The sequence below is a fragment of the Mesorhizobium newzealandense genome (genome assembly GCF_042682145.1).
GTDB lineage: Bacteria > Pseudomonadota > Alphaproteobacteria > Rhizobiales > Rhizobiaceae > Mesorhizobium > Mesorhizobium newzealandense.
The window spans coordinates 32,989-54,096 of the sequence record NZ_JBHUGZ010000006.1; the positions used below are offsets into that span (position 1 = coordinate 32,989).

Annotated in this window: 28 protein-coding genes and 1 tRNA gene; 8 read left to right on the plus strand and 21 right to left on the minus strand. The window is 62.0% G+C overall.

The annotated features are described in order from the left end of the window. Positions 1 to 446: 446 nt before the first annotated feature. Positions 447 to 752 carry a hypothetical protein gene (locus tag ACFSOZ_RS08130; RefSeq protein WP_379095760.1) on the plus strand — a complete coding sequence of 102 codons (306 nt, stop codon included), beginning with the start codon at positions 447 to 449 and terminating at the stop codon, positions 750 to 752. 166 nt (positions 753 to 918) lie between these two features. Further along, positions 919 to 1,242, plus strand: coding sequence for a hypothetical protein (locus tag ACFSOZ_RS08135; RefSeq protein WP_379095763.1), 324 nt, complete (start codon positions 919 to 921; stop codon positions 1,240 to 1,242). 375 nt (positions 1,243 to 1,617) lie between these two features. Here the strand turns inward: ACFSOZ_RS08135 and ACFSOZ_RS08140 are convergent, their stop codons facing one another. Together ACFSOZ_RS08140 and ACFSOZ_RS08145 are read right to left on the minus strand one after the other, a co-directional pair. Beyond that, positions 1,618 to 1,959 carry a hypothetical protein gene (locus ACFSOZ_RS08140; protein WP_379095765.1) on the minus strand — a complete coding sequence of 114 codons (342 nt, stop codon included), beginning with the start codon at positions 1,957 to 1,959 and terminating at the stop codon, positions 1,618 to 1,620. A 107-nt stretch (positions 1,960 to 2,066) separates the two neighbouring features. Continuing rightward, positions 2,067 to 2,330 carry a helix-turn-helix domain-containing protein gene (locus ACFSOZ_RS08145; protein WP_379095768.1) on the minus strand — a complete coding sequence of 88 codons (264 nt, stop codon included), beginning with the start codon at positions 2,328 to 2,330 and terminating at the stop codon, positions 2,067 to 2,069. 26 nt (positions 2,331 to 2,356) lie between these two features. Between ACFSOZ_RS08145 and ACFSOZ_RS08150 the strand changes: the two genes are divergently transcribed. The 3 genes from ACFSOZ_RS08150 to ACFSOZ_RS08160 are packed head-to-tail and all read left to right on the plus strand — an operon-like array spanning position 2,357 to position 3,245. Continuing rightward, positions 2,357 to 2,515 (plus strand): hypothetical protein, encoded by a 159-nt coding sequence (locus ACFSOZ_RS08150; protein WP_379095770.1) that lies wholly within the window; start codon positions 2,357 to 2,359, stop codon positions 2,513 to 2,515. Next, complete coding sequence (locus ACFSOZ_RS08155) at positions 2,512 to 2,841, plus strand: hypothetical protein (RefSeq protein ID WP_379095773.1); 330 nt, start codon at positions 2,512 to 2,514, stop codon at positions 2,839 to 2,841. The genes ACFSOZ_RS08150 and ACFSOZ_RS08155 overlap by 4 nt, the downstream gene beginning before the upstream one ends. Beyond that, positions 2,838 to 3,245: a hypothetical protein gene (locus ACFSOZ_RS08160; RefSeq protein ID WP_379095776.1), complete on the plus strand. Its 408-nt coding sequence runs from the start codon at positions 2,838 to 2,840 to the stop codon at positions 3,243 to 3,245. The genes ACFSOZ_RS08155 and ACFSOZ_RS08160 overlap by 4 nt, the downstream gene beginning before the upstream one ends. Before the next feature lie 75 nt (positions 3,246 to 3,320). Here the strand turns inward: ACFSOZ_RS08160 and ACFSOZ_RS08165 are convergent, their stop codons facing one another. The 4 genes from ACFSOZ_RS08165 to ACFSOZ_RS08180 all read right to left on the minus strand — a co-directional run bounded on the left by ACFSOZ_RS08165 (position 3,321) and on the right by ACFSOZ_RS08180 (position 5,276). After that, positions 3,321 to 3,788: a hypothetical protein gene (locus tag ACFSOZ_RS08165; RefSeq protein ID WP_379095779.1), complete on the minus strand. Its 468-nt coding sequence runs from the start codon at positions 3,786 to 3,788 to the stop codon at positions 3,321 to 3,323. A gap of 378 nt (positions 3,789 to 4,166) precedes the next feature. Next, a tRNA-Pro gene (locus ACFSOZ_RS08170) sits at positions 4,167 to 4,243 on the minus strand. Between the two features lie 96 nt (positions 4,244 to 4,339). After that, positions 4,340 to 4,801, minus strand: a complete 462-nt coding sequence (locus ACFSOZ_RS08175) for a YbaK/EbsC family protein (protein ID WP_379095782.1) — start codon at positions 4,799 to 4,801, stop codon at positions 4,340 to 4,342. A 190-nt stretch (positions 4,802 to 4,991) separates the two neighbouring features. Beyond that, entirely contained in the window at positions 4,992 to 5,276 is a 285-nt protein-coding gene (locus tag ACFSOZ_RS08180) for a helix-turn-helix domain-containing protein (RefSeq protein WP_379095785.1), read from the minus strand. A 283-nt stretch (positions 5,277 to 5,559) separates the two neighbouring features. Between ACFSOZ_RS08180 and ACFSOZ_RS08185 the strand changes: the two genes are divergently transcribed. Beyond that, positions 5,560 to 6,174 (plus strand): hypothetical protein, encoded by a 615-nt coding sequence (locus ACFSOZ_RS08185; RefSeq protein WP_379095788.1) that lies wholly within the window; start codon positions 5,560 to 5,562, stop codon positions 6,172 to 6,174. A gap of 195 nt (positions 6,175 to 6,369) precedes the next feature. Next, entirely contained in the window at positions 6,370 to 6,567 is a 198-nt protein-coding gene (locus tag ACFSOZ_RS08190) for a hypothetical protein (protein WP_379095791.1), read from the plus strand. A 292-nt stretch (positions 6,568 to 6,859) separates the two neighbouring features. On the opposite strand, the gene ACFSOZ_RS08195 is transcribed toward ACFSOZ_RS08190, so the two are convergent. From ACFSOZ_RS08195 to ACFSOZ_RS08225, 7 genes are all read right to left on the minus strand, one after another. Then, positions 6,860 to 7,162, minus strand: coding sequence for a hypothetical protein (locus ACFSOZ_RS08195; protein WP_379095794.1), 303 nt, complete (start codon positions 7,160 to 7,162; stop codon positions 6,860 to 6,862). Between the two features lie 153 nt (positions 7,163 to 7,315). Continuing rightward, positions 7,316 to 7,855 carry a MerR family transcriptional regulator gene (locus ACFSOZ_RS08200; RefSeq protein ID WP_379095797.1) on the minus strand — a complete coding sequence of 180 codons (540 nt, stop codon included), beginning with the start codon at positions 7,853 to 7,855 and terminating at the stop codon, positions 7,316 to 7,318. A gap of 132 nt (positions 7,856 to 7,987) precedes the next feature. Next, a complete protein-coding gene (locus ACFSOZ_RS08205) occupies positions 7,988 to 8,311 on the minus strand; it encodes an integration host factor subunit alpha (RefSeq protein WP_013532231.1) in 324 nt (107 codons plus the stop codon). Positions 8,312 to 8,413: 102 nt separating this feature from the next. Continuing rightward, positions 8,414 to 9,385, minus strand: coding sequence for a beta-ketoacyl-ACP synthase III (locus ACFSOZ_RS08210; RefSeq protein WP_379095799.1), 972 nt, complete (start codon positions 9,383 to 9,385; stop codon positions 8,414 to 8,416). Positions 9,386 to 9,394: 9 nt separating this feature from the next. Continuing rightward, on the minus strand, positions 9,395 to 10,465 hold the full coding sequence (gene plsX / locus ACFSOZ_RS08215) for a phosphate acyltransferase PlsX (protein ID WP_379095802.1): 1,071 nt from the start codon (positions 10,463 to 10,465) through the stop codon (positions 9,395 to 9,397). Positions 10,466 to 10,578: 113 nt separating this feature from the next. Continuing rightward, a complete protein-coding gene (locus ACFSOZ_RS08220; RefSeq protein ID WP_379095805.1) occupies positions 10,579 to 11,127 on the minus strand; it encodes a YceD family protein in 549 nt (182 codons plus the stop codon). A 3-nt stretch (positions 11,128 to 11,130) separates the two neighbouring features. Next, entirely contained in the window at positions 11,131 to 11,673 is a 543-nt protein-coding gene (locus ACFSOZ_RS08225) for a ubiquinol-cytochrome C chaperone family protein (protein WP_379095808.1), read from the minus strand. Positions 11,674 to 11,786: 113 nt separating this feature from the next. Here ACFSOZ_RS08225 and ACFSOZ_RS08230 point away from each other — a divergent pair, with 113 nt between their 5' ends. Next, on the plus strand, positions 11,787 to 12,299 hold the full coding sequence (locus ACFSOZ_RS08230; protein ID WP_379095811.1) for an outer membrane protein assembly factor BamE: 513 nt from the start codon (positions 11,787 to 11,789) through the stop codon (positions 12,297 to 12,299). Positions 12,300 to 12,504: 205 nt separating this feature from the next. On the opposite strand, the gene ACFSOZ_RS08235 is transcribed toward ACFSOZ_RS08230, so the two are convergent. The 8 genes from ACFSOZ_RS08235 to ribH form a co-directional block, all read right to left on the minus strand. After that, a complete protein-coding gene (locus ACFSOZ_RS08235; protein WP_379095814.1) occupies positions 12,505 to 14,646 on the minus strand; it encodes a sodium-translocating pyrophosphatase in 2,142 nt (713 codons plus the stop codon). A gap of 238 nt (positions 14,647 to 14,884) precedes the next feature. Then, positions 14,885 to 15,634: an ABC transporter permease gene (locus tag ACFSOZ_RS08240; RefSeq protein WP_379095817.1), complete on the minus strand. Its 750-nt coding sequence runs from the start codon at positions 15,632 to 15,634 to the stop codon at positions 14,885 to 14,887. Then, complete coding sequence (locus ACFSOZ_RS08245; RefSeq protein WP_379095820.1) at positions 15,631 to 16,569, minus strand: ABC transporter ATP-binding protein; 939 nt, start codon at positions 16,567 to 16,569, stop codon at positions 15,631 to 15,633. Before ACFSOZ_RS08245 ends, ACFSOZ_RS08240 begins: the two co-directional genes overlap by 4 nt. Beyond that, the gene (locus ACFSOZ_RS08250; RefSeq protein WP_379095823.1) at positions 16,566 to 17,729 is read right to left on the minus strand and encodes an ABC transporter permease; all 1,164 of its coding nucleotides are present in this window, start codon (positions 17,727 to 17,729) and stop codon (positions 16,566 to 16,568) included. Before ACFSOZ_RS08250 ends, ACFSOZ_RS08245 begins: the two co-directional genes overlap by 4 nt. A gap of 55 nt (positions 17,730 to 17,784) precedes the next feature. Further along, positions 17,785 to 18,696 carry a glycine betaine ABC transporter substrate-binding protein OsmF gene (gene osmF / locus ACFSOZ_RS08255; protein ID WP_379095826.1) on the minus strand — a complete coding sequence of 304 codons (912 nt, stop codon included), beginning with the start codon at positions 18,694 to 18,696 and terminating at the stop codon, positions 17,785 to 17,787. A gap of 179 nt (positions 18,697 to 18,875) precedes the next feature. Then, positions 18,876 to 20,093, minus strand: coding sequence for an MFS transporter (locus tag ACFSOZ_RS08260; RefSeq protein ID WP_379095829.1), 1,218 nt, complete (start codon positions 20,091 to 20,093; stop codon positions 18,876 to 18,878). Beyond that, positions 20,090 to 20,590, minus strand: coding sequence for a transcription antitermination factor NusB (gene nusB / locus ACFSOZ_RS08265; protein ID WP_256750781.1), 501 nt, complete (start codon positions 20,588 to 20,590; stop codon positions 20,090 to 20,092). Before nusB ends, ACFSOZ_RS08260 begins: the two co-directional genes overlap by 4 nt. 5 nt (positions 20,591 to 20,595) lie before the next feature. Further along, positions 20,596 to 21,051, minus strand: coding sequence for a 6,7-dimethyl-8-ribityllumazine synthase (gene ribH, locus ACFSOZ_RS08270; RefSeq protein ID WP_379095833.1), 456 nt, complete (start codon positions 21,049 to 21,051; stop codon positions 20,596 to 20,598). Between the last annotated feature and the right edge of the window lie 57 nt (positions 21,052 to 21,108).

Genomic DNA, 21,108 nt, shown 5'->3' on the forward strand with positions numbered 1-21,108 from the left:
TTTATTGCTGAGAACCTCAGAGCACATCCGGCGCCGGCTCGATTTATCGTTACATAAGCCCAGACAGGTGGATTAGGTGGGCAACTCGCATACCGAGGCCAATGGTGAATTCGCCTTGGTTTGCGGCAAAGTCCCAACCAAAGAAGGCCGCCCACCCAAAAAGCAGAATCGAGAAACGCATTAGAATACGCTAAATTAGGCGTATTGATTAAATGTTAAGCCCACTTTCGATCGCATAAGGCCCATGTGCCCCGCAATGGGTCACTACGCCTGGCACCGAACTTGCATTGACAAATACGGGGCTGGGGTGAGGTTCCGTCGCTTCGCAAATGGGGCGGCGGACCTACCGCAGCAGCGGCAATCTCGTCGAGCAAGACAAGCACGCGGAGCCGCTCGGACTGCGATACTTGCGCACTTGCTAAAATAATGTGATTTTGAACGGGGCGTTGGGGAACGGCAAGCGGTTGGGGGCGATGTATTTTCCGCAGTTTCTGGTGGGAATGCTGACGACGTCTGTCGTCGTCGCGGCTTGGGCCTATCTCGACACGGGGTCCATCTGGAAGGCTATTGCCTGGGGCATCATCGCCGCTGTTTTGTTACAGGTCGGGTATTTCGCGCTCGTATTTAGGCTTGTCTATGGGCGACGAAAAAACATCGAACAGCAGACGGAGGAGATTCCTCCCGGAAGCCAACAAACAACCGATCGGTCCGAGTCAGCTAATGTGCGTACAGAGGCGATGAAGAAGGGCTGACGCACCGCGCCGTTGCGCTCCAGAACTATGCACTTGCGGCGGCGATGCTGGGGAACGCACCATCTGATCGGCCCGCGCTTGCCCGCAAGCGGCGTTAGGCCTAGCGCTACATGGTCGATTTGCAGCTTGCCAGTCCTTCGGCTACCGAAGGACCGCCGCCCTTTGCATGATCCTGCTCTTTTCCAAAAGCAAGGGATTGCTAACATACCTTGACGGAGATGGGGTAGTGATGCCGAAGGGGTCCAAGAAGGCCTATCCTAATAGCGATCGGTTCGGAGAGGACGGCCGGCGCCTCTATAGCGCCTATGATGCTGCCAGGGCCGCGAAGGCTGCCAAGGCCGCGCAGTTTGCCAAGGCTATCGAGGAGGCTGCTGCCAAGGCGAAGAAGCCGATCCCCCGCGTCAAACGGCGGCGTCGGTCACTGCTCATAGGTGGTGCCTCACTGGCTGCTGTTTTGGGCCTTTTGATGTACTTGATAGGCGCGGGCTAAACATCGCGGACCGGTGCGGCTTTCGCATCCCCAAGATAGCCCCAAGGCCGCACCGGCCATTTCCCTATAAGGCGCGGCCGGGCGCGGCTGCCCTACATCCTGATCGAGACATACGACAACAGGTAAAGGATCGCCATGGTCGCCGTAGCGAGTACGAGCCATACGCCTAAGTTGCCCATGCTTCCTCACTTCCCGCGGCGCGCCGTTGGGCAGGGTGTTGGGATGTAAGGGACGCCGGCCCAGGCGGAAATGTCCGAAAGCACAAGCTAATATAATCGACATGCAGACGCCTATGGTGTGATCGCGGACCCCCGGGCTCATGGCAATCATTTCCCAATTGGCAGTATGTCGAAGTCAAATTTCTTGCGACGGTATCTAAGCAAAAGCGCGTAGGCTCAGATGCTCTACGAGAGCCGCAGCAACGCGTTCAATCGCTCCCCGGTGTTGGATGACTGCTAAACGCGCCTTCGCTCTTAGGCGAGCTTCGTGGCGGTCAAAGACATCGTCGCCAACATATGAGGCACCGCGTAATCCCAGCCAAGCGAGGCAGGCCGTTGCGCGCTCGCAATCAACACTCTCGCCGACGTCGGACGTTCCAAGAATGATCCGCTCAGCTTCAGCGCCGGCATAGAGCGCGATGCAAAAGGCTTCAACAATCGGACGTTTGGCGCCGTCGCCCCGTTCCCAGTGAAAGCGTGGATCGAGCATGATGGCCAAGATCGTCGGGTGTTTCAGCTTCTACCGTGACCTCGCCACAAGGCACACCGAGAGCGCGGCCGACAACGGCATGGCCGGCTTCATGGATTGCGGTTTGGAAAAGCTTGTCAGCCATTGCCAACGATGCCGCCGTCGACCTGGGTGGCCTTCCTGAGCCTCGCACCAGTGCCTTCACCATTCGTGATGTCGACATTGTGCGCAGCATAGGCGGCGACAATCTTTGCCTTGGTCGTCTCGGTCGCAACCCCCGTGCTCTCGAACCTATGCACGGTTGTAAAGGCGATGCCTGCGGCGCTTGCAAGATCGCGTACTGACCATCTCAGGATCGCTCGCGCGGTGCGATAGCAATCATCGGAAGGTTTTCCGGCCACATCCTGCTCGTCCAGCGGAGGCCGTCATGACCTACCTCGCCATATGCCTGCTACTGGCCGCAGCAGCCCTACGGACACGCCTTGCGCGCTGCAGCCTCGCCTATGTGCTTCTGAAGACATCGAACGCCCTGCATGACGCTGGCGCCCGCGTGCTGGACAACCTTGAGAGGGAGTTCGGCAAATGAACGCTCATATCAAGACACTGAAGCCCCTTGGGATGCCGAAAGGGATGGACCCGCGCCAATGGCGCCAGTCTGTCGAGAAGCGTCTTAATGACCTTCTTGACCGCGTTGACCGCGCCATGAGCCTGATAACAGCGCTGGATCTGATGGAAGCCGACTGCGATCTGGAGGAAACCGCAGACGACGAGCCGTCCCTTGGCTGCCTCGATGATCTGGAGCTCGACAACTGCGACGACGAGGAAGGCGGCGACACAGAGCCTGACAACTTCAGCGAAACGGTCATGTGGGGCGATGATCTGAAGTCGCAGGAAGTTCTGGTGCAGTCATGACCGCGCCGCTCGCAAAGGTGATCGCCCACACGATGGCCGGCAAGTTCTGTTTCGATGTCATGGCCTTCACCGACGTGATCGGCGGCAACGTCATGGACACCAAGTATGCCAAGGAGCTGCTGACCATCGATCCCTTCGCCGCACTCGAAGATGACTGCTTGATCGTCTGGCAATTGCTAGGCGGCACTCCGATGATGGGTCGCTGGTCGAAAACCGGGAAAGACCAAGATGGAAAATTCATCCGCCCCGGCGCCGAGGCGTTCCGCGTCGGGTGCATAACCTATACCAAGGCCGACATTGGGCAAACGGTCAACGTCATGGGGCGGGTGGTCGGCGCGCCGCGCGAATTTCCCAGAGAGATGCCGGTCGCTTACACCATCTCAGCGGAGCGACGCCGAGCCTGATAAACCGGCAAATTTGCAGGATTGGCCCGCTGCTTCGGTGGCGGGCTTATCCTTGCGCGCTCCAACACGCTCCAGTCATTCCCCGCCCGAAGCAGCGTATTTTTTCGACACTGAATCGCCATTCTTAAATAGCTTCAGCGTGTCGGTAGCATATCCACCCTTCAGATCCGGTTTTGAACCATCATAGTGGACAGTCCAAAGGTCATAAACTTTTTTCCCGGAACGCCAAAATTTGTTGCAATCAGTGTAGATTTTCGGGTCACCCTTTGCCTTGTTCTTGGCGCAAATCTCATTACCACTTACGCTCCAAGTGCCCCTAAAAGTTGTCGTTATCTTAGGTTTTCCAAATATTCCTTTGGTTGTGCCGTCAGGTGCATAGTATATGTTGGAGACGATATAAAACCCGGTCTTGCCTGAATATATCGCCTTGACCTCGTCTGCGGTTAATTCGACTGCATCCTTCGGCAGCTTGTCTGCCCATGCAGAGCCACAAGCAAAACTGGTCAGAACCGCCCCTAACAGAAAAACTGGAAATGCACGCATAAAGGCCTCCCTCTCTCTTTTGCTTCAGCATTGCTAATTTAACATTCTCTAAACTAAGAATCGAGGCGCGAAATCGCGGGCGCGACGCACCACGCGCTGGCACACGCGCTGGCCTCACGGTGGCGGGCTTTCTCTATCTTGTGGCAGAAAAGTCACGCAGCTTGAATATGCAGAGCTTCAACCGGCGCGAGCTTATTATCCAGCTATGCGAGGCGTACCGTTGTTGACGGGCAAAGGGGACTGCCCGACTCCTCCCGAACTAGCGCCCGCTGCCTGTTCCCTGGGTGGCGGGCCTTTTTGTTACCCTTAAAGTTACCCTGGCTGGAAACTGAGGGAAAAGTGGGATCGGACTTTTGGGGGCAAGTCCTTGTTTTTGTTTGGTCGGAGTGGCCGGATTCGAACCGACGACCCCTTGACCCCCAGTCAAGTGCGCTACCGGGCTGCGCTACACTCCGGACCGGTCGCGATGTATCGTGATAACCCCGCTCGGGTCAACCGAAATTCGGCGACTATCGCGCCGATGCCATCGTGGCTGTCGGCGAGCCTCCAACCTACCCTTGGCAGACATCGACCCATTCGGCACCGGTGAGGTCGACCATGCGCTGGGGGCTGAGCCGCACGGCGGCGTTGGTGGCGCCGGCGGCAGGCACGACCTCGTCGAAATCGCGCAGCGACACGTCGCAATAGACCGGTAGCGGCGCCGGCAGGCCGAACGGGCAGACACCGCCGACTGGATGGCTGGTTGCTTCGACAACCTCAGCGGCGTCGAGCATGCGCGGCTTGCCGCCGAACTGGTCCTTGAACTTGCGGTTGTCCAGCCTGGCGATGCCGCTGGTCACCACCAGCATGGTGCGGTCGCCGACGCGCAGGCAGATCGTCTTGGCAATCTGCGCCGGCAGCACGCCATGCGCCCCTGCCGCCAGTGCCACCGTCGCCGAGCTTGCATCCGTCACGATAACATCGATGTCGGGCGCGTGAGCGGCAAAGAAGGCACGAACGGATTCCAGGCTCATATCGAAAACCCACGGTTCAAGATTTTTTGGACGGCGGCCGTGATTGGCAGCGGATCGGTTCGCCGTGCGTATAAACACGTGCGGTTCACAAATCGGCAAGTCCCAGGCTGGGCAGAAAGGCTGCGGCACCAACAAAAACAAACCCGCCAAGGTTACCCTTGGCGGGTTGTCGGGCATGCCCGATGTTGATCTATGCCAGGGATCGACCTTGCGCGGCCGGCGTGTGCACAGCCGAAGCGATCAAAGCGTCCTGGGGAAGTCGAAGCGCGGACACAATACGACGCAGCTTCGACGGATCGGTCACTTTGCCGCTCTCGATATCTTCAATCTCGTCGGCGGCCAGACCGCATGTCAGGGAAAGCTTTTCCACACTGTAGCCGCGGGTTTCCCGCATCGCTCTGAGGGTGTTGTAATCTGGCCCGATCTCATTGGCTAACGGTTCGGAGAGGGCTTCGCGTTTTGCATTTTGGGGCATTGGCAACTCCGTGGGCTGAAAGAGTTTGATCAAATGACGTTGTTGCCTGAGACGACCGGGAAGATGCCCGCTCGCCGGCGATTTGCCAAGTCCCAATCTGACCGTCACGGGATCGTGAACCAGGCGGCTTGCGCGGCCGGATCGCGCACACGTAGCGATCAAGTTGTTTTGACCGTCCAATCGCCTTTTGTTCGGCAGTTTCGCCCCGCCCGTTCGTTATCCCGAGGTCGCTGGCATGAAACCATCCGGTTCCAGCCAGCCCGTTCCCGGAAGGATCTCTGTAATGAACTTGAAGACACTCATCGTCGTGCTCGGCACGATTTCCAGCCTTTCCGCTGCCGGTGCAGGCGCTGCTCAAGCGGCGGATATACTGCGCGTGCGCGGCACAGTGGCCAGTTTCGAGCCTTCGCTGCTCACCGTGAAAACCCGCCAGGGTGATACATCTGCGATCAAGCTCAATGCCGGCTGGAAGATTTCAGGCGTCGCCAATGCATCCGTGAAGGACATCAAGCAAGGCGATTTCCTCGGCATCGCCTCCGTATCGAAGGCGGATGGCGGCAGTGGCGCGCTCGAGGTGGTGGTCTTTCCGGCCGCTTTGAAAGGCACTGGTGAGGGCGACCGCCCCTGGGACCTGCAGCCAAACAGCCGCATGACCAACGGCACCGTTGCCGACGTCACCGATGTCAACGGTAAAGCAGTCACGCTGACCTATGATAATGGGCAGACGAAGAAGATCGCGATACCCGACACCACACCTGTCGTGACCTTCGCGCCGGCCACGCCGGCCGACCTCAAGCCAGGTGCGACGGTCTTCGTTACCGCCCAGCGTGAGGCTGACGGCACGCTGAGTTCCGGCCGCGTGGTGGTGGGAAACAATGGCGTGGTTCCGCCGATGTAGGCAAAACAGGCGCAAGAGCGCGGCTTCTCGGCCTCGGCGATGATGGTGGCGGAAGCCCGGTTCCGTAGAAACAGTCCAGAAACAAAATTCTACAATCGGGAAATACCGAGGAAAAAATTCAGGAGCGTAATTCCACTCGCGGCGATCGGATCATCGAACCGATTCAAATCGGCCCGCTAAAAAAGGAAACGATCCATGAAGAAGTCCCTTCTCTCGGCCCTCGGGCTTGCAGTTGCGCTTGCTTTCACCGTGCCGGTGATCGGCGCGACGAGCGCGGATGCGGCTCCGATGGTAAAGCATCATCGTCACCACCATCATCATCCGTACCATCCCGTCCATCACCGCCATCACTACCATCATCATCACCACCACGTGACGATGAAGAAGGCATAAGCATACCAGACTGCCAACGAGAAGGCCGGCCTTGGCTTCTTGTTCAAGGCTCGTCTTCTCTTGGCAATGCGATGCGAGCGCGACACGGCTCAGGCGCTGTCGAAATCACCGCGCTGGTCCAGATCTCGGCGTAAATCCGACTCCGATGCGCTCGCGAAATCTTACGCCAGGACAAATCGCGATACGGCAAAGGGATGTTGCCGGCCGGCGCGCTCCACCGGATCAGGCTTGGCCTACAAGGCTGGGTTATCCCTGTGACGGCGTATTCCCGATGACGGCCAAGGCCCGAGGGCTAGCGCCGGCTGAACAGCAGGCTGGCAACGAGACCGACCACCACAAGGCCGACAGCGGCAGCCGCCGCCGGATGATCGCGGGCCGATTTCTCGATCACCCTGCCCTGCTTGCGGATGGCCGGCACCGCGTCCCGCAGACGCCCCGCAAGATCGGAATAGGTGTCGAGCGCAGCATCGCGACCGTCTTCGTAGTAAGCGCCGCCCCGTCTGGACACCGCCTTCTTCAAGCCGGCCAATTCCCTGGTGAGAGCCGCGACCTGCTTGTCCAGGTCGATGTCCGAGAGGGTCGAAAATGATGCCATGACGTGTTTCCTTGCTATGCAGAAGGAAACGTAACGCCTCACCGGAAGACCGGTTCCGGTTTTCGAGACACCAGAGCGGTTTGACGCAATTCCGGACGGAAAACCGTTTCACACTTTTCCTGGAATTGCTCCAAGTCGCTCCGTGCGGAGCGGTCAGCGCACCTGGTCGAGCAGGCGCTTGCATTCCAGGAGGTCGAACAGCGCCTCCTGCAGCAAGGCGCGATTGTCGCGCGAGAGTTTCGAAGCGTCCGCCTGCACCGGACCGTCCTCATCGCTCTTGCCCAGGCCGAAAAAGCGGCGGCTGGGTTTGACACGCGGCTGGCCAACCAGTTCGTCATCCATGCCGCGCGGCTGGGCTGCAGGGGTCAGCGGCACCTGATCGGCCTGCCGTCGCTGCGAGATCGCCTCGACAGCAGCCATGTCGCCATTGCCGATGGCGACCAGGAAATGATTGCCGTTCTCGCGCAGCAGCTTCTGCACGCCCTTGATGGTGTAGCCCTGGTCGTAGAGCATATGGCGGATGCCCTTGATCAGTTCGACATCCTGCGGCCGGTAGTAACGACGGCCGCCACCACGCTTCATCGGCTTGATCTGGTTGAAACGCGTTTCCCAGAAGCGCAGCACATGCTGCGGCAGGTCGAGATCTTCGGCGACCTCGCTGATGGTACGAAAGGCGTCGGGGCTCTTGTCCATGGGCGAATCCTCACGCTGGACGATGATCCGGTCTAACCTACCGAATCGGGTCTTATTTCAGCGGTTTGTGAAGCAATATTCAAGCCCGGCGTCATGGCGCGCGCCGGTTTTCAACCGCGCAGGTGAACGAGGCTACTTGCCGCTTTTGGCCTTGCCGCTTTGATGGGACCGCAAGATACGGCTCTTGAGCACGTTCGACGACTTGAACGTCATCACCCGGCGCGGCAGAATCGGCACCTCTTCGCCGGTCTTTGGATTGCGGCCAATGCGCTCGTTCTTGGAGCGGACGTGGAATGTCGCGAAGGACGACAGCTTCACCGTCTCGCCGCGGACGATCGCTTCGCAGATTTCGTCGAGCACCGCTTCGACGAGTTCAGCCGATTCAGTGCGCGACAAGCCGACCTTCCGGTAAACTGCCTCGGCAAGGTCGGCGCGCGTAAGTGTCTTTCCCCCCATGCGACCGTCCCATCAGTTCAAAACATAAAATCGGCACAACAACGGCAGAGCCTAAGTAATTGATCCGGCAAGGTCAAGGACCGAAACCGGACCGTTTGGCACTTACCAGCGAACCAGGACAGCACCCCAGGTGAAGCCGCCACCCATCGCCTCAAGAAGCACGAGATCGCCCTTCTTGATGCGGCCGTCGGCGACGGCCACCGCAAGCGCCAGAGGCACCGAAGCAGCCGAGGTGTTACCGTGCAAATCGACCGTCACCACCACCTTTTGCTCCGCTATCCCGAGCTTCCTGGCCGAAGCGTCAATAATTCGTTTATTGGCCTGGTGCGGCACGAACCAGTCGAGATCATCGGCTGATATGCCGGCCTGCGAGAACGTCGCCTCGATGACGTCGGTGATCATGCCCACCGCATGCTTGAAGACTTCGCGGCCCTCCATCCTGAGCTGGCCGACCGTGCCCGTGGTCGACGGCCCGCCGTCGACAAAGAGCTTGTCCTTGTGCGCACCGTCGGAGCGCAGGCTGGCCGCCAGGACGCCACGGTCGGCGATCGAGCCAGTCCCCTCGCCTGCCTCCAGGACCAGGGCACCGGCGCCATCGCCGAACAGCACGCAGGTCGAACGGTCGCTCCAGTCGAGGATGCGCGAGAATGTTTCCGAGCCGATCACCAGGACGCGCTTGGCGAGGCCGCCGCGGATGTAGAGGTCGGCGGTGGCTACCGCATAGACGAAGCCAGAGCAGACCGCCTGCAGGTCGAAGGCAAAGCCGTGATGCATGCCGAGCCGGTTCTGGATCTCGACGGCGGTGGCCGGAAAGGTGTTGTTGGGCGTCGAGGTCGCCAGCACGATCAGATCGATGTCGGCAGGCGTCAGGCCGGCATTGGCAAGTGCGGCACGCGCCGCTGCTTCCCCCAGCGAGGCCGTCGTCTCGTCATCACCGGCGATATGGCGCTGGCGGATGCCTGTGCGCTGGGCGATCCACTCGTCGGAGGTTTCCACCATGCCTTCGAAATCGGCATTCTTCATGATTCGGCGGGGCAGCGCGGCGCCCGTGCCGCGCACGACTGATCTGATCAAAGTTCTTTCCTATTCCTTTGCGTCGATAACGACGTCGGATTTCCTAGATGTCAGGGCATGCGGGTTGCGCGCATGAAACAGATCGAGGTCGGCCTCGATGCGGTCAAGCAGATTGTTGCGCACCATGTCGTAGGCAAGCTCGATCGCCGCGGCGAAACCGTCCGAATCGGCACCACCATGGCTCTTCACCACGATTCCGTTCAGCCCCAGGAAGACGCCGCCATTGGAACGGCCGACATCCATCTTTTCGCGCAGGCGATCGAAGGCGCCCTTGGCGAAGACATAGCCGATCCTGGCCATCAGGGTGCGGCTCATCGCGGCGCGCAGATAACCCGCTATCTGGCGCGCCGTGCCTTCCGCCGTCTTCAGGGCGATATTGCCGGCGAAGCCCTCCGTCACCACGACGTCGACCGTACCCTTGCCGATATCGTCGCCTTCGACAAAGCCATGATAATTCATCGAGGCCATGTTGGCCTCGCGCAGCATGCGTCCCGCTTCCTTGACCTCTTCCTGGCCCTTGATCTCCTCGACACCGACGTTGAGCAGGCCGACAGTCGGTCGCGCGACGCCGAAGACGGAGCGCGCCATGCCGGTGCCGAGAATTGCGAAATCAATCAGCTGATGCGCGTCGGCTCCGATGGTGGCGCCGACGTCGAGCACCACGCTTTCGCCACGGGTCGTCGGCCACAGTGCGGCGATCGCCGGGCGATCGATGGTGGCCATGGTGCGCAGGCAGAACTTCGACATCGCCATCAGCGCGCCGGTGTTGCCGGCGGAGACACAGGCGTCCGCCGACCCTGCCTTGACCGCTTCGACGGCCTTCCACATCGACGACTTCCAGCGGCCATGGCGCAGTGCCTGGCTCGGCTTGTCGTCCATCCTGACCGCGATCTCGCAATGGAAGAACTCACTGACCTCGGCCAGCTTTGGGAATTTGGCCAGTTCAGGGCGCACCAACTCTTCACGTCCAAAGATGACGAAGCGGATGTCGGGACGGCGAGTCGCGACCGTCATGAGCGCTGGAATGACCACGGCTGGTCCGTGATCGCCGCCCATGGCATCGATGGAAATCCTGATCACGCGGTATTTATCTCACGGTTAGGCGGCAGGTCGCTTTAGTGATCGCGAAGGTTCGGCGAAAATAACGGTTTTGGGCTGCCGCACAACCGACTTTTCCGTCGCGGGCGAGGTTTTCAGGATTTTCCCAGCAAGGATCGCAGTTTTTGCTGAAATTCATTCTCCGCGGGTTCGGCCTCGCCGCCGGCACTCAGAGACGCGCCCTGCTTGCGTGGATAAGGGTCGATCGCCAGCCCGAAGAACTGTTCGGCGAGCGCGCCGACGTCGATCGTGTCTCCGGAAAATGTTTCGGGACCGTCCGGTCCGTCCGCGTCGAGCAGGATCTCGCCGCCGTCATCGAAACCCTGCCGTCCGAGCTTGGAGTCCTCGGGCAGCAACAGCGCTTCGATCGGCTCGTCGATATGAGCTTCGACAGGGTCAAGCGTGACGATGCAGGCCTGGGTGATGTCGGCTTCGACGCGACCGCTGACCTTCACGCCATTGCGCTTCCATGACGTCACCAGAAGCTCCGCGCGGTAGGCTTCGACCGAAAGCAGCCCGTGCTCCTCGGCCAGCGCCGCGCGCTGCGCGGCGTCGGCCTCGATCACCACCGGCAAACCCTTGTGCGGCAGGCGGGCAATGTTTGCGCGGAACGATACCGGGCTTTGCGGGTCAATGTGTTTCATTGATCAACCTCCGTTGGCGACGGGAAACGCCACCGTGCCGGAGACAATCGATTCGGATGGCTGCGCGGCCAGCTGATTGCAGGCGTCGGTGACATAATTGGCCAGCAGCGACGCTTGCGGCCAGGCGCCGGCGTCGGGCCGGACATTGCGGGCAAGGGCAGCGGTGAGCCCGTCACGGTCGTTTCTCTCCAGGGCATCGTCATAGGCGGCGGTTCGGCCATAAAACATTTTTGCCAGCTTTTTCATGCGTTTGGGCACGACGACGTCGCCAATGCCCAATTCCCGCAGCGAATGATCGACGTCGAGGAAGAACTCGTCGATCAGCACCTGGGCGACCTCTTGCGCCACGCCGTGCTCGCCGCGCAAGCGGTGCTGGAACAGGAACATGTGCAGCGACACCATCTCGAAACGGCCAAGCGGCGTGTCGGGCACATTCCAGTGGGAATAAAACACAGTCTGCCGCGCCGCCGCCACGATTTGTGCGTAAAGCGCCTCGGTGATAGCGCGGTTGGCATGGCGTTCGCGGCCAAAAAAGCGCTGGAACATTGGGGATGGTCTCCCGGGACCGTTTGTTGAAGTGGCCTTGTTGCATCGGCCAGCAAGCTGGTTTACCGGTTTTGCGGCCCAGCGCAAGTTGCGGCCAGCTAATGGAGTTGTTGTTGCGCGCGCTGAATTTCAAGTCGACCTTCTCGTCCCGGCCCGCCGGCGCGATCTCGCTGCTGGTGATCGTTTCGGCGTTGTCCGCCTGCCACACCTCCAAGATGATCGGTGACCTCAACCCGAGCGAGACCCTCACCCAGGGCTACGTCATCGACCAGCAGGCGATCGACCTGGTGCCGGTTGGCTCGAGCCGCGAGCAGGTGCTTCTGGCGCTCGGCACGCCGTCGACGACGGCGACCTTCGACAATGAGGCCTTCTATTACATTTCGCAGACGCGCAAGCGCTACGTCGCCTTCGACAAGCCGAGACTCATCGACCAGAAAGTGCTGGCGGTCTATTTCGGCGCCGACGGTCGTGTCACCCAGATCGCCAATTACGGCCTGAAGGACGGCAAGATGTTCGACTTCATCTCGCGCACCACGCCGACCGGCGGCAAGGACCAGAACTTCCTCAGCCAGATCATCAACGGCGCCAGCAAGCTGGCCCCCGGCCTCCCAGGTGGCGGCGCCTAATTCTCTTCGGCTTTCGTTCCGGAAGCCACACCATCTCAGGCGACCAAAGACCCGCGGGAGCGATCCTGCGGGTTTTTGTTACGGGGGATCGGTCGGGCAAGGCCCGCAGGCGAAGGGACGAAATGAAGGCGACCGTCGTAGCCGCAAACAAAAACCCGCGAGGATCGCTCCCCGCGGGTTTTGTCTTGTAGACCTGGCTAATCGCTTAGCCGTGCGCGAGCACGGCCAGCAGCAGCAACGCGACGATGTTGGTGATCTTGATCGCCGGGTTGACGGCCGGACCAGCGGTGTCCTTGTAGGGATCGCCGACCGTGTCGCCGGTCACCGAAGCCTTGTGCGCTTCGGAACCCTTGAGGTGCTTGACGCCGTTCTTGTCGACGAAGCCGTCTTCGAAGGACTTCTTGGCGTTGTCCCAGGCGCCGCCGCCAGAGGTCATCGAGATGGCGACGAAGAGGCCATTGACGATGACGCCGAGCAGCGAGGCGCCGAGGGCGGCAAAGGCGGACGCCTTCGAACCCGAGATCAGCAGCACGCCGAAATAGACGACGAGCGGCGCCAGCACCGGCAGCAGCGACGGGATGATCATCTCGCGGATCGCCGCCTTGGTCAGAAGATCGACGGCGCGGGCGTAGTTCGGCTTGGAGGTGCCGGCCATGATGCCCGGATCCTCGCGGAACTGCTTGCGCACCTCCTCGACGATGGCGCCCGCCGCACGGCCGACTGCCGTCATGGCGATGCCGCCGAACAGATACGGGATCAAGCCGCCGAAGATCAGGCCAGCGACGACATAGGGGTTGGAGAGATCGAAGGAGATTTCGCCCATGCCCTGGAAGTACGGATATTTGTCGCCATTGGCGGCAAAGAACTTCAGGTCGTTCGAATAGGCGGCAAACAGCACCAGCGCGCCGAGACCGGCCGAACCGATGGCGTAGCCCTTGGTCACCGCCTTGGTGGTGTTGCCAACCGCGTCGAGCGCGTCAGTGGAGTGGCGCACTTCCTTGGGCAGGCCGGCCATTTCGGCAATGCCGCCGGCATTGTCGGTGACCGGGCCAAAGGCGTCGAGCGCCACGATCATGCCGGCGAGGCCGAGCATCGTCGTGACCGCGATCGCCGTGCCGTAGAGGCCGGCGAGCTGATAGGTCGAGATGATGCCGCCGACGATGACGATCGCCGGCAGCGCCGTCGATTCCAGCGAGACCGCAAGGCCCTGGATGACGTTGGTGCCGTGACCGGTCACCGACGCCTGGGCGATGGAGTTGACCGGGCGCTTGTTGGTACCGGTGTAGTACTCGGTGATCACCACGATGAGACCGGTCACCACGAGGCCGATCAGGCCGCAGATGAACAGGTTCTTGCCGGTGATGGCCATGCCGGCAACGGTGCCGATCTCGCCCCAGCCAAGGGTCACCGAGGTGGCCACGCCGAGGCCGACGATGGACAGCAGGCCGGTGACGATCAGGCCCTTGTAGAGTGCGCCCATGATCGAGCCATTGGAGCCGAGCTTGACGAAGAAGGTGCCGACGATCGAGGTCAGGATGCAGGCGCCGCAGATGGCGAGCGGATAGAGCATCGCCGCCCCCAGAACCGCGGTGCCGCCAAAGAAGATGGCGGCGAGAACCATGGTGGCGACGACGGTCACCGCATAGGTCTCGAACAGGTCGGCGGCCATGCCGGCGCAGTCGCCGACATTGTCGCCGACATTGTCGGCGATGGTGGCCGGGTTGCGCGGATCATCTTCCGGAATACCGGCCTCGACCTTGCCGACGAGATCGCCGCCGACGTCGGCGCCCTTGGTGAAGATGCCGCCGCCGAGACGGGCGAAGATCGAGATCAGCGAAGCACCGAAGCCCAGCGAAACCAGCGAGTCGATGACGATGCGGTCATTGGGCTGAAGGCCCATGAAGTGGGTGAGGATGAGGTAGTAGATCGACACGCCGAGCAACGCCAGGCCAGCGACCAGCATGCCGGTGATGGCGCCCGATTTGAAAGCGATGTCGAGACCGGCAGCAAGGCTGTTGGAAGCCGCCTGCGCGGTACGCACGTTGGCCCGCACCGAAACATGCATGCCGATGAAGCCGGCGGCGCCCGACAGAACGGCGCCGATCAGGAAGCCGATGGCGGCGGTGATCGACAGCAGCCACCAGGCGAGCAGCAGCACGACCACGCCGACGATGGCGATGGTGGTGTACTGGCGCGCCAGATAGGCCTGCGCGCCTTCGCGGATGGCGGCGGAGATTTCCTGCATGCGTGCATTGCCCTGATCGGCCGCGAGGACCGAACGTGTCGCCCAGATGGCGTAAAGGATTGAAAGCAGGCCGCAGGCGATGACGACGGAAATAATTGTCATTGCCGGATTTTCCTCGATTGATGGCCCAAAAGAACCCCTCCCTGGGCCGTTGAGACTAAGACCGGATCCGTGCACGGAATCCGCCTCTTCGCAGCGGTGTATGCGAAACAGGGCTGCGAACGTCAAGATATTGTTCGGTTTTTGCCCGGCTTTCGCCCAAAAGGCATGGGCCACGAGACCGCCGCCGTCGGCATTGTGCTATTAGATCGATTGAAATCGGTCTTGACGCAACGCGTGGCTACTCTGCCTCCCTGCCCATGCGTCGCGCGGTGTAGCGCTCGATTGCCGACAGACCGTCATAGATCAGCACCGCAAGGGCTGCCACGATCAGGCCGCCCTGCAGGATGAAGGCGAGGTTGTTGGACAACAGCCCGGCGATGATCACCTCGCCCAGCGTCTTGGCGGCCACCGTCGAGCCGATGGTGGCGGTGGCAAGGCTGATGACAACCGACAGCCTGATACCGCCCAGGATGATCGGGGCGCTGAGCGGCAGCTCGACCTTGGTAAGCCTTTGCCAGCCGGTCATGCCGGCACCGCGCGCCGCCTCCATGACATTGGCCGGCAGCGTCGTCAGCCCGGTCAGCGCGTTCTCGAAGATCGGCAGCAGGCCATAGAGAAACAGCGCGATCAGCGTCGGCTTTTCGCCGAAGCCGACCGCCGGCACGGCAAGCGCCAGCACCGCCACCGGCGGAAAGGTCTGGCCGATGTTGACCAGGCTGCGCGACAGCGCAAGGAACTCGGCGCCGGCCGGCCTTGTGACCAGGATGGCCAGCGCGACAGCGATGATGGTCGCAGCCACAGTGGCGATCAGGACGATGCGCAAATGCATCAACGTCAGCGTCAGCAGGCTGCCCTGATTGTAGATCACCGGCGCATTGTTCTCGGTCAGCGGCTTCAGCAGCGGTTCGAACCAGCCGGGATTGGTGACAAAGGCAACGAGCAGCACCACCAAAGCAAGCCTGAGCAGCGATGGAAGCCAGGCTTTCATGCCGGCCTCGCCGCGCGTTTCACCAGACCGTCGACGGTGACGCGGCCAAGCGGCTTGCCGTCGGCGCCTTTGACCGGCAGCGCCGGCCGGCCCGACCACAACAGTTCAGCCAGCGCGTCGCGCTGGCTGGCATCGCCCGGGATCGCCTCGCCTTCGGCGGAACCCTTCTCCACGGCGTCGCGCACGCGGCCGAGCGATAGCAGCCGGAACGGCCTTTCGCTGGCGCCGACCAGGGTCTCGACGAAGGCACTGGCCGGGTTTGCCAGGATCTCCGCGGGCTTGGCGTATTGCACAAGCTTGCCGGCATCCATCACCGCGATCTTGTCGCCCATGTGCACGGCCTCCTCCATGTCGTGGGTGACGAGGATGATGGTGGTGCCGAAGCTCTTCTGAATCGCCAGCAGATCCTCCTGCGCCTTGGTGCGGATGATCGGGTCGAGCGCGCCGAACGGTTCGTCCATCAACAGGACGTTGGGCTCGGCGGCGAGCGCTCGGGCAACGCCGACACGCTGCTGCTGGCCGCCGGACAATTCGTGCGGGTAGCGCGGCCCGAAGGCTTCGGGATCGAGCTGGTAGAGCGTCATCAACTCGTCGACGCGGGCCTTGATGCGAGCCTTGTCCCAGCCGAGCAGCACCGGCACGGTGGCAATGTTCTGCGCTACCGTGCGATGCGGAAACAGGCCGTGGCCCTGAATGGCGTAGCCGATGCTGCGGCGCAATTCGTAACCGGGCAGCGAGCGATTGTCGGCGCCGTCGAGCTTGATGATGCCCGCGGTCGGCTCGACCAGCCGGTTGATCATGCGCAGCAGCGTCGTCTTGCCGGAACCCGACGTGCCGACAATGACGGCAATGGTGCGCGGCTCGATGACCATCGAGACGTCATCGACCACCGTTGTCGCGTCGTAGCGCTTGGTAATGCCTTCGATCTCGATCATGCCGTTTCAACCCTGCGCTTGGTGGCGGTCATTTCGATCACCGCGTCGAGAATGATGGCGGCGGCAAAGGCGAGCGCTACAGTCGGCACGGCGCCGAGCAGCACCAGATCCATCGCCGTCTGGCCAACGCCCTGGAAGACGAACACGCCAAAGCCGCCACCGCCGATCAGCGCGGCAATGGTGGCGAGGCCGATGTTCTGCACCAAAACGATGCGGATGCCGGTGAGGATGACCGGAAATGCCAGCGGGAACTCGACGCCGAACAGGCGCTGCCTGTCGGTCATGCCCATGCCACGCGCCGCGTCGTTGGCGGCGCGCGGCACGCCGGCGAGCCCGACCACGGTGTTGGCCACCACCGGCAGCAGCGAATAGAGGAATAAGGCGACGAAGGCCGGTGCCGTGCCGATGCCGCGAATACCGAGCGCCGCGGCCCCCGGCACATGCGTGGCGACCCAACCGAGCGGCGCGATCAGCAGGCCGAACAGCGCGATCGAGGGAATGGTCTGGATGATGTTGAGCACGTTGAGAACGCCGGCGCGCAGCCTTTCGACGCGATGGCAGAGAATGCCAAGCGGCAGGCCGATGATCACCGCAACAAGCAGCGAACCGAGCGCCAGCGTCACATGCTTGGAGCCTTCGGCCCAAAAACTGTCGGCGCGGTTGGCGTATTCCTTGAGGATCGACAGATTGTCCCAGCTTCCCGAGATCAACAGCAGGCCGATCGCCAAAGCCGCGACGACAAGCACGCCGACCCGCGCCAATGGCGACAGGTTCAGCCGTGTCAGCACATCGGCCAGCAACAGCGTGAAGGTGAAGATCAGTATCCAGAAACCGGAGGCCGGCGAAACCCTGGCAAAAGTGTTGCCGGGCGGCGTGAGAAATGTGCCGGCGACGCCGATCAGCAGTGCGAGCGCGGCAAGTGCCACCACACTGGCGGCAAGGCGCAGGACAAGCGGCGTCTTGAACAGCGCGACAAGTGCTGCGGCGACGACGATGGCGAGCAGAAGCGTTCCGGTCGTTGCCGGCAGCGCCTCGAGAATCGAGCGCGCCTGGCCGGGAACGATGCGGTTGGCACGGAACGTGGCAAAGGACGCGGCGAACGCCGCATAGGCTGCTATCGCGGCGATGACCACGCCGAGCTTGTCGAACCGGATCTGCACGCGCTCCCCCGTCAGTCGATCCGGCGCGCGACGAATGCGGCGCGCCGGAATCGTCCTACTTGAGGAAGCCGTTCTTCTTCAGGAAGTCCTCGGCGACGCCCTTGACCGGCTCGCCGCCGACCTGCACGCGCCCGTTCAGATCCTGCAGCGTGACGAGGTCGAGCTTGGCGAAGACCGGCTTCAGCAGCGTCTCGATCTCGGGATGTTCCTTCAGCACCGCTTCGCGGATGATCGGCGCCGGCTGGTAGACGGGCTGCACGCCCTTGTCGTCGTCGAGCACGACCAGTCCGGACGGCGCGATGCCGCCATCGGTGCCGTAGACCATGGCGGCATTCGCCCCGCTGGTCTGGTTGGCGGCGGCGGCGATGGTTGCCGCCGTGTCGCCGCCGGAGAGCGTGATCAGTTGCTCTGGCTTCAGCGTGAAGCCATAGGTGGTCTGGAAGGCCGGAAGTGCGGCCGCGGAATTGACGAACTCGGCGGATGCCGCCAGCACCACCTGGCCGCCGCCCGCGACATACTTGCCGAAGTCGGAAAGCGTGGCGAGCTTGTTGGTCTCCGCGACCTCCTTGCGTAGCGCGATCGCCCAGGTGTTGTTGGCCGGCGACGGCGACAGCCAGACGATCTTGTTGGCGTCGTAGTCGAGCTTCTTGGCCGTCTCATAGGCCTTGGCGGCATCCTTCCAGACCGGGTCGTCGGCCTTCTCGAAGAAGAAGGCGGCGTTGCCGGTGTACTCCGGATAGATGTCGATCTCGCCGGCAGTGATCGCCTTGCGGACCACCGGGGTGCCGCCCAGTTGGATACGGTCTGATGTCTTGATGTTGTTGGCATTGAGAACGAGCTGGATGATGTTGCCGAGCACGCCACCCTCGGTGTCGATCTTCGACGAGACAACCACCTGGGCGCTGGCGGAGGCTGCCGTGATGCCGAGCGCCAATGCCGCGCGGACCAGAACCTTGACTGAAAACATTGTGAAATCCCTTGCTGTGAACCGGAATGCGGCGGCCGCATATGAGCATGGCGTCAACGCCCCGTCGGGGCATACGGTTTCATAACAATGGGGATGGGCGCAATAATTTTGTTCGGCCAGCGGCGGCTTCGCCGGGACCATGCTGACAGCATCGTGTCAGGTCAAACGGCAATCCAGGATCAGGCGTCGGCTTTGCGAATGCCCGTCAGCTTGAGCGCGCCGAGGGCGACGAAGCACAGTGCGGTAACCGGGAAGACCATCCAGTTCAGCATGGTCCAGCCCCAGGCATTGTAGACCATGCCCGACATCAGTGAAGCGCAGGCGACGGCGCCGAACAGGACGAAATCGTGGAAGCCCTGCACCTTGCCCTTCTCCGATGGCCGATAGCTGGCCGCCACCATCGCCGTGGCGCCGATGAAGCTGAAATTCCAGCCAAGGCCAAGCAGGATCAGCGACGTCCAGAATTGCCACAGCGCCAGGCCCGACAAAGCGACGATGGCGCAGCCGATGAGCAGGACCAGGCCGATGGCGACGATGCGTTCGGCGCCGAAGCGATGGATCAGCGAGCCGGTGAAGAAGCTCGGCGCGAACATCGCCATGACGTGCCAGGAAATGCCGAGCGTCGCATCGTCCTCCGACAGGCCACAGCCAACCATGGCCAGCGGGGCGCCCGTCATGACGAAGCTCATCAGCGCATAGCTGCCGACAGCGCAGAACAGCGCAGCGACGAAGCGCGGCTTCGTGACGATTTCCGCCAACGGTCTTGCGTCGCTGTCGGCGATTTCCACCTTGCCAGATGCCTTCGCCGGCAGTCGCAGGAACGACAGGATGATGGCGCCGGCCGCGGCCAGCGGCAGGATGGCGGCGAACGAACCGGCAAACATCACCGGCGCGAACGATTCACGGGTGAAGATGACGATCTGCGGCCCGAGAATGGCGGTGATGATGCCTCCGGCCAGCACGAACGAGATGGCGCGAGCCTTGAACTCGGGCGGAGCATTGTCGGCGGCGGCGAAACGGAATTGCTGGACGAAGGCACCGCCGACGCCGATCACCAACAGGCCGAAGGCGAACAGCCAGAAGCTGCCGTGGAAAAGCGCTGCAGTAGCGACCAGACCGCCAAGCGCGGTAACGATCGTGCCGGTCATGAAGCCGCTGCGCTGGCCCATGCCGCGGATGATCGCCGCTGCCGGCAGCGCGCCGAGCGCCACGCCGATGTTGAAGCCGGTGATCGGCGCCGTCGCCAATGATTTGTCGGGACCAAGCAGATATTGCCCGGCCAGTGCCCCCATCGAGATGGCGATGGGTGCGGCCGAGCCGATGATCGCCTGCGAGGCGGCGAGGATCAGAGCGGTGCGACGCGCCTCCCTGCCCGCCCCGACGGCGATTGCCGTCACGATGCGTCCTTGCCGCGCCCCTCGCCACGCACCCGGCGAGACACACGGTCAAGCACGGCGTTGACCAGCTTCGGCTCGTCTTCCTCGTAGAAGGCCTTGGCGATGTCGACATATTCGGAGACGATGACGGCAACAGGCACATCCTCGCGCTTCATCAGCTCGTAGACGCCGGCGCGCAGAATGGCGCGCAGCGTCGAATCAAGCCTCGACAGCGGCCAGTCCTCGGTCAGTGCCTGGCGGATAATCGGATCGACGGTCTTCTGGTTCTCGACGACACCGGCCAGGATGGCGCGAAACCATTGTGCGTCGGCCTCGCGGTAGAGCGCGCCGTCGACTTCCTTGCCGAGACGAAAGGCCTCGTATTCGGCGGTGATCTCGAAGACGCCGCTGCCGGCGACATCCATCTGATAGAGCGCCTGCACAGCGGCCAGCCGGGCGGCGCCGCGCTTGTTGGCCTGGCGCACCGGTGGTCGGTCCTTGTCTCCGGATTGCGTCACGCCGGTCAGGCTCCGAGCCGTTTCTTGACGTCGATCATGGTGAGCGCGGCACGCGCTGCAAAACCACCCTTGTCGCCTTCCGTGCGCCGGGCGCGTGTCCAGGCCTGCTCGTCATTCTCGGTTGTCAGGATGCCGTTGCCGACGCAAATCGATTCCTGCACCGACATATCCATCAAGGCGCGTGCGGATTCGTTGGCGACAATATCAAAATGATGCGTCTCGCCTCGGATCACGGTGCCAAGCGCGACAAAGCCGTCATAGTCGGTGCCCTCACCCTCGGCGGCATCGAGCGCGAAGGAGATCACGGCCGGAATTTCCAAAGCGCCTGGCACGGTGACGACATCGTACTTGGCGCCGGCTTCGTCGAGCGCGCCCTTGGCGCCTTCGAGCAGCGCGTCCGCCAGATCATCATAGAAGCGGGCTTCGATGATCAGCAGCTTGAGTTTCTTGTTCCTGGGCATTTTTCGTCACGTCTCCGGCGGAGCCGGTGACTTAGGCCGAAGCCGACGAGTTCGCAA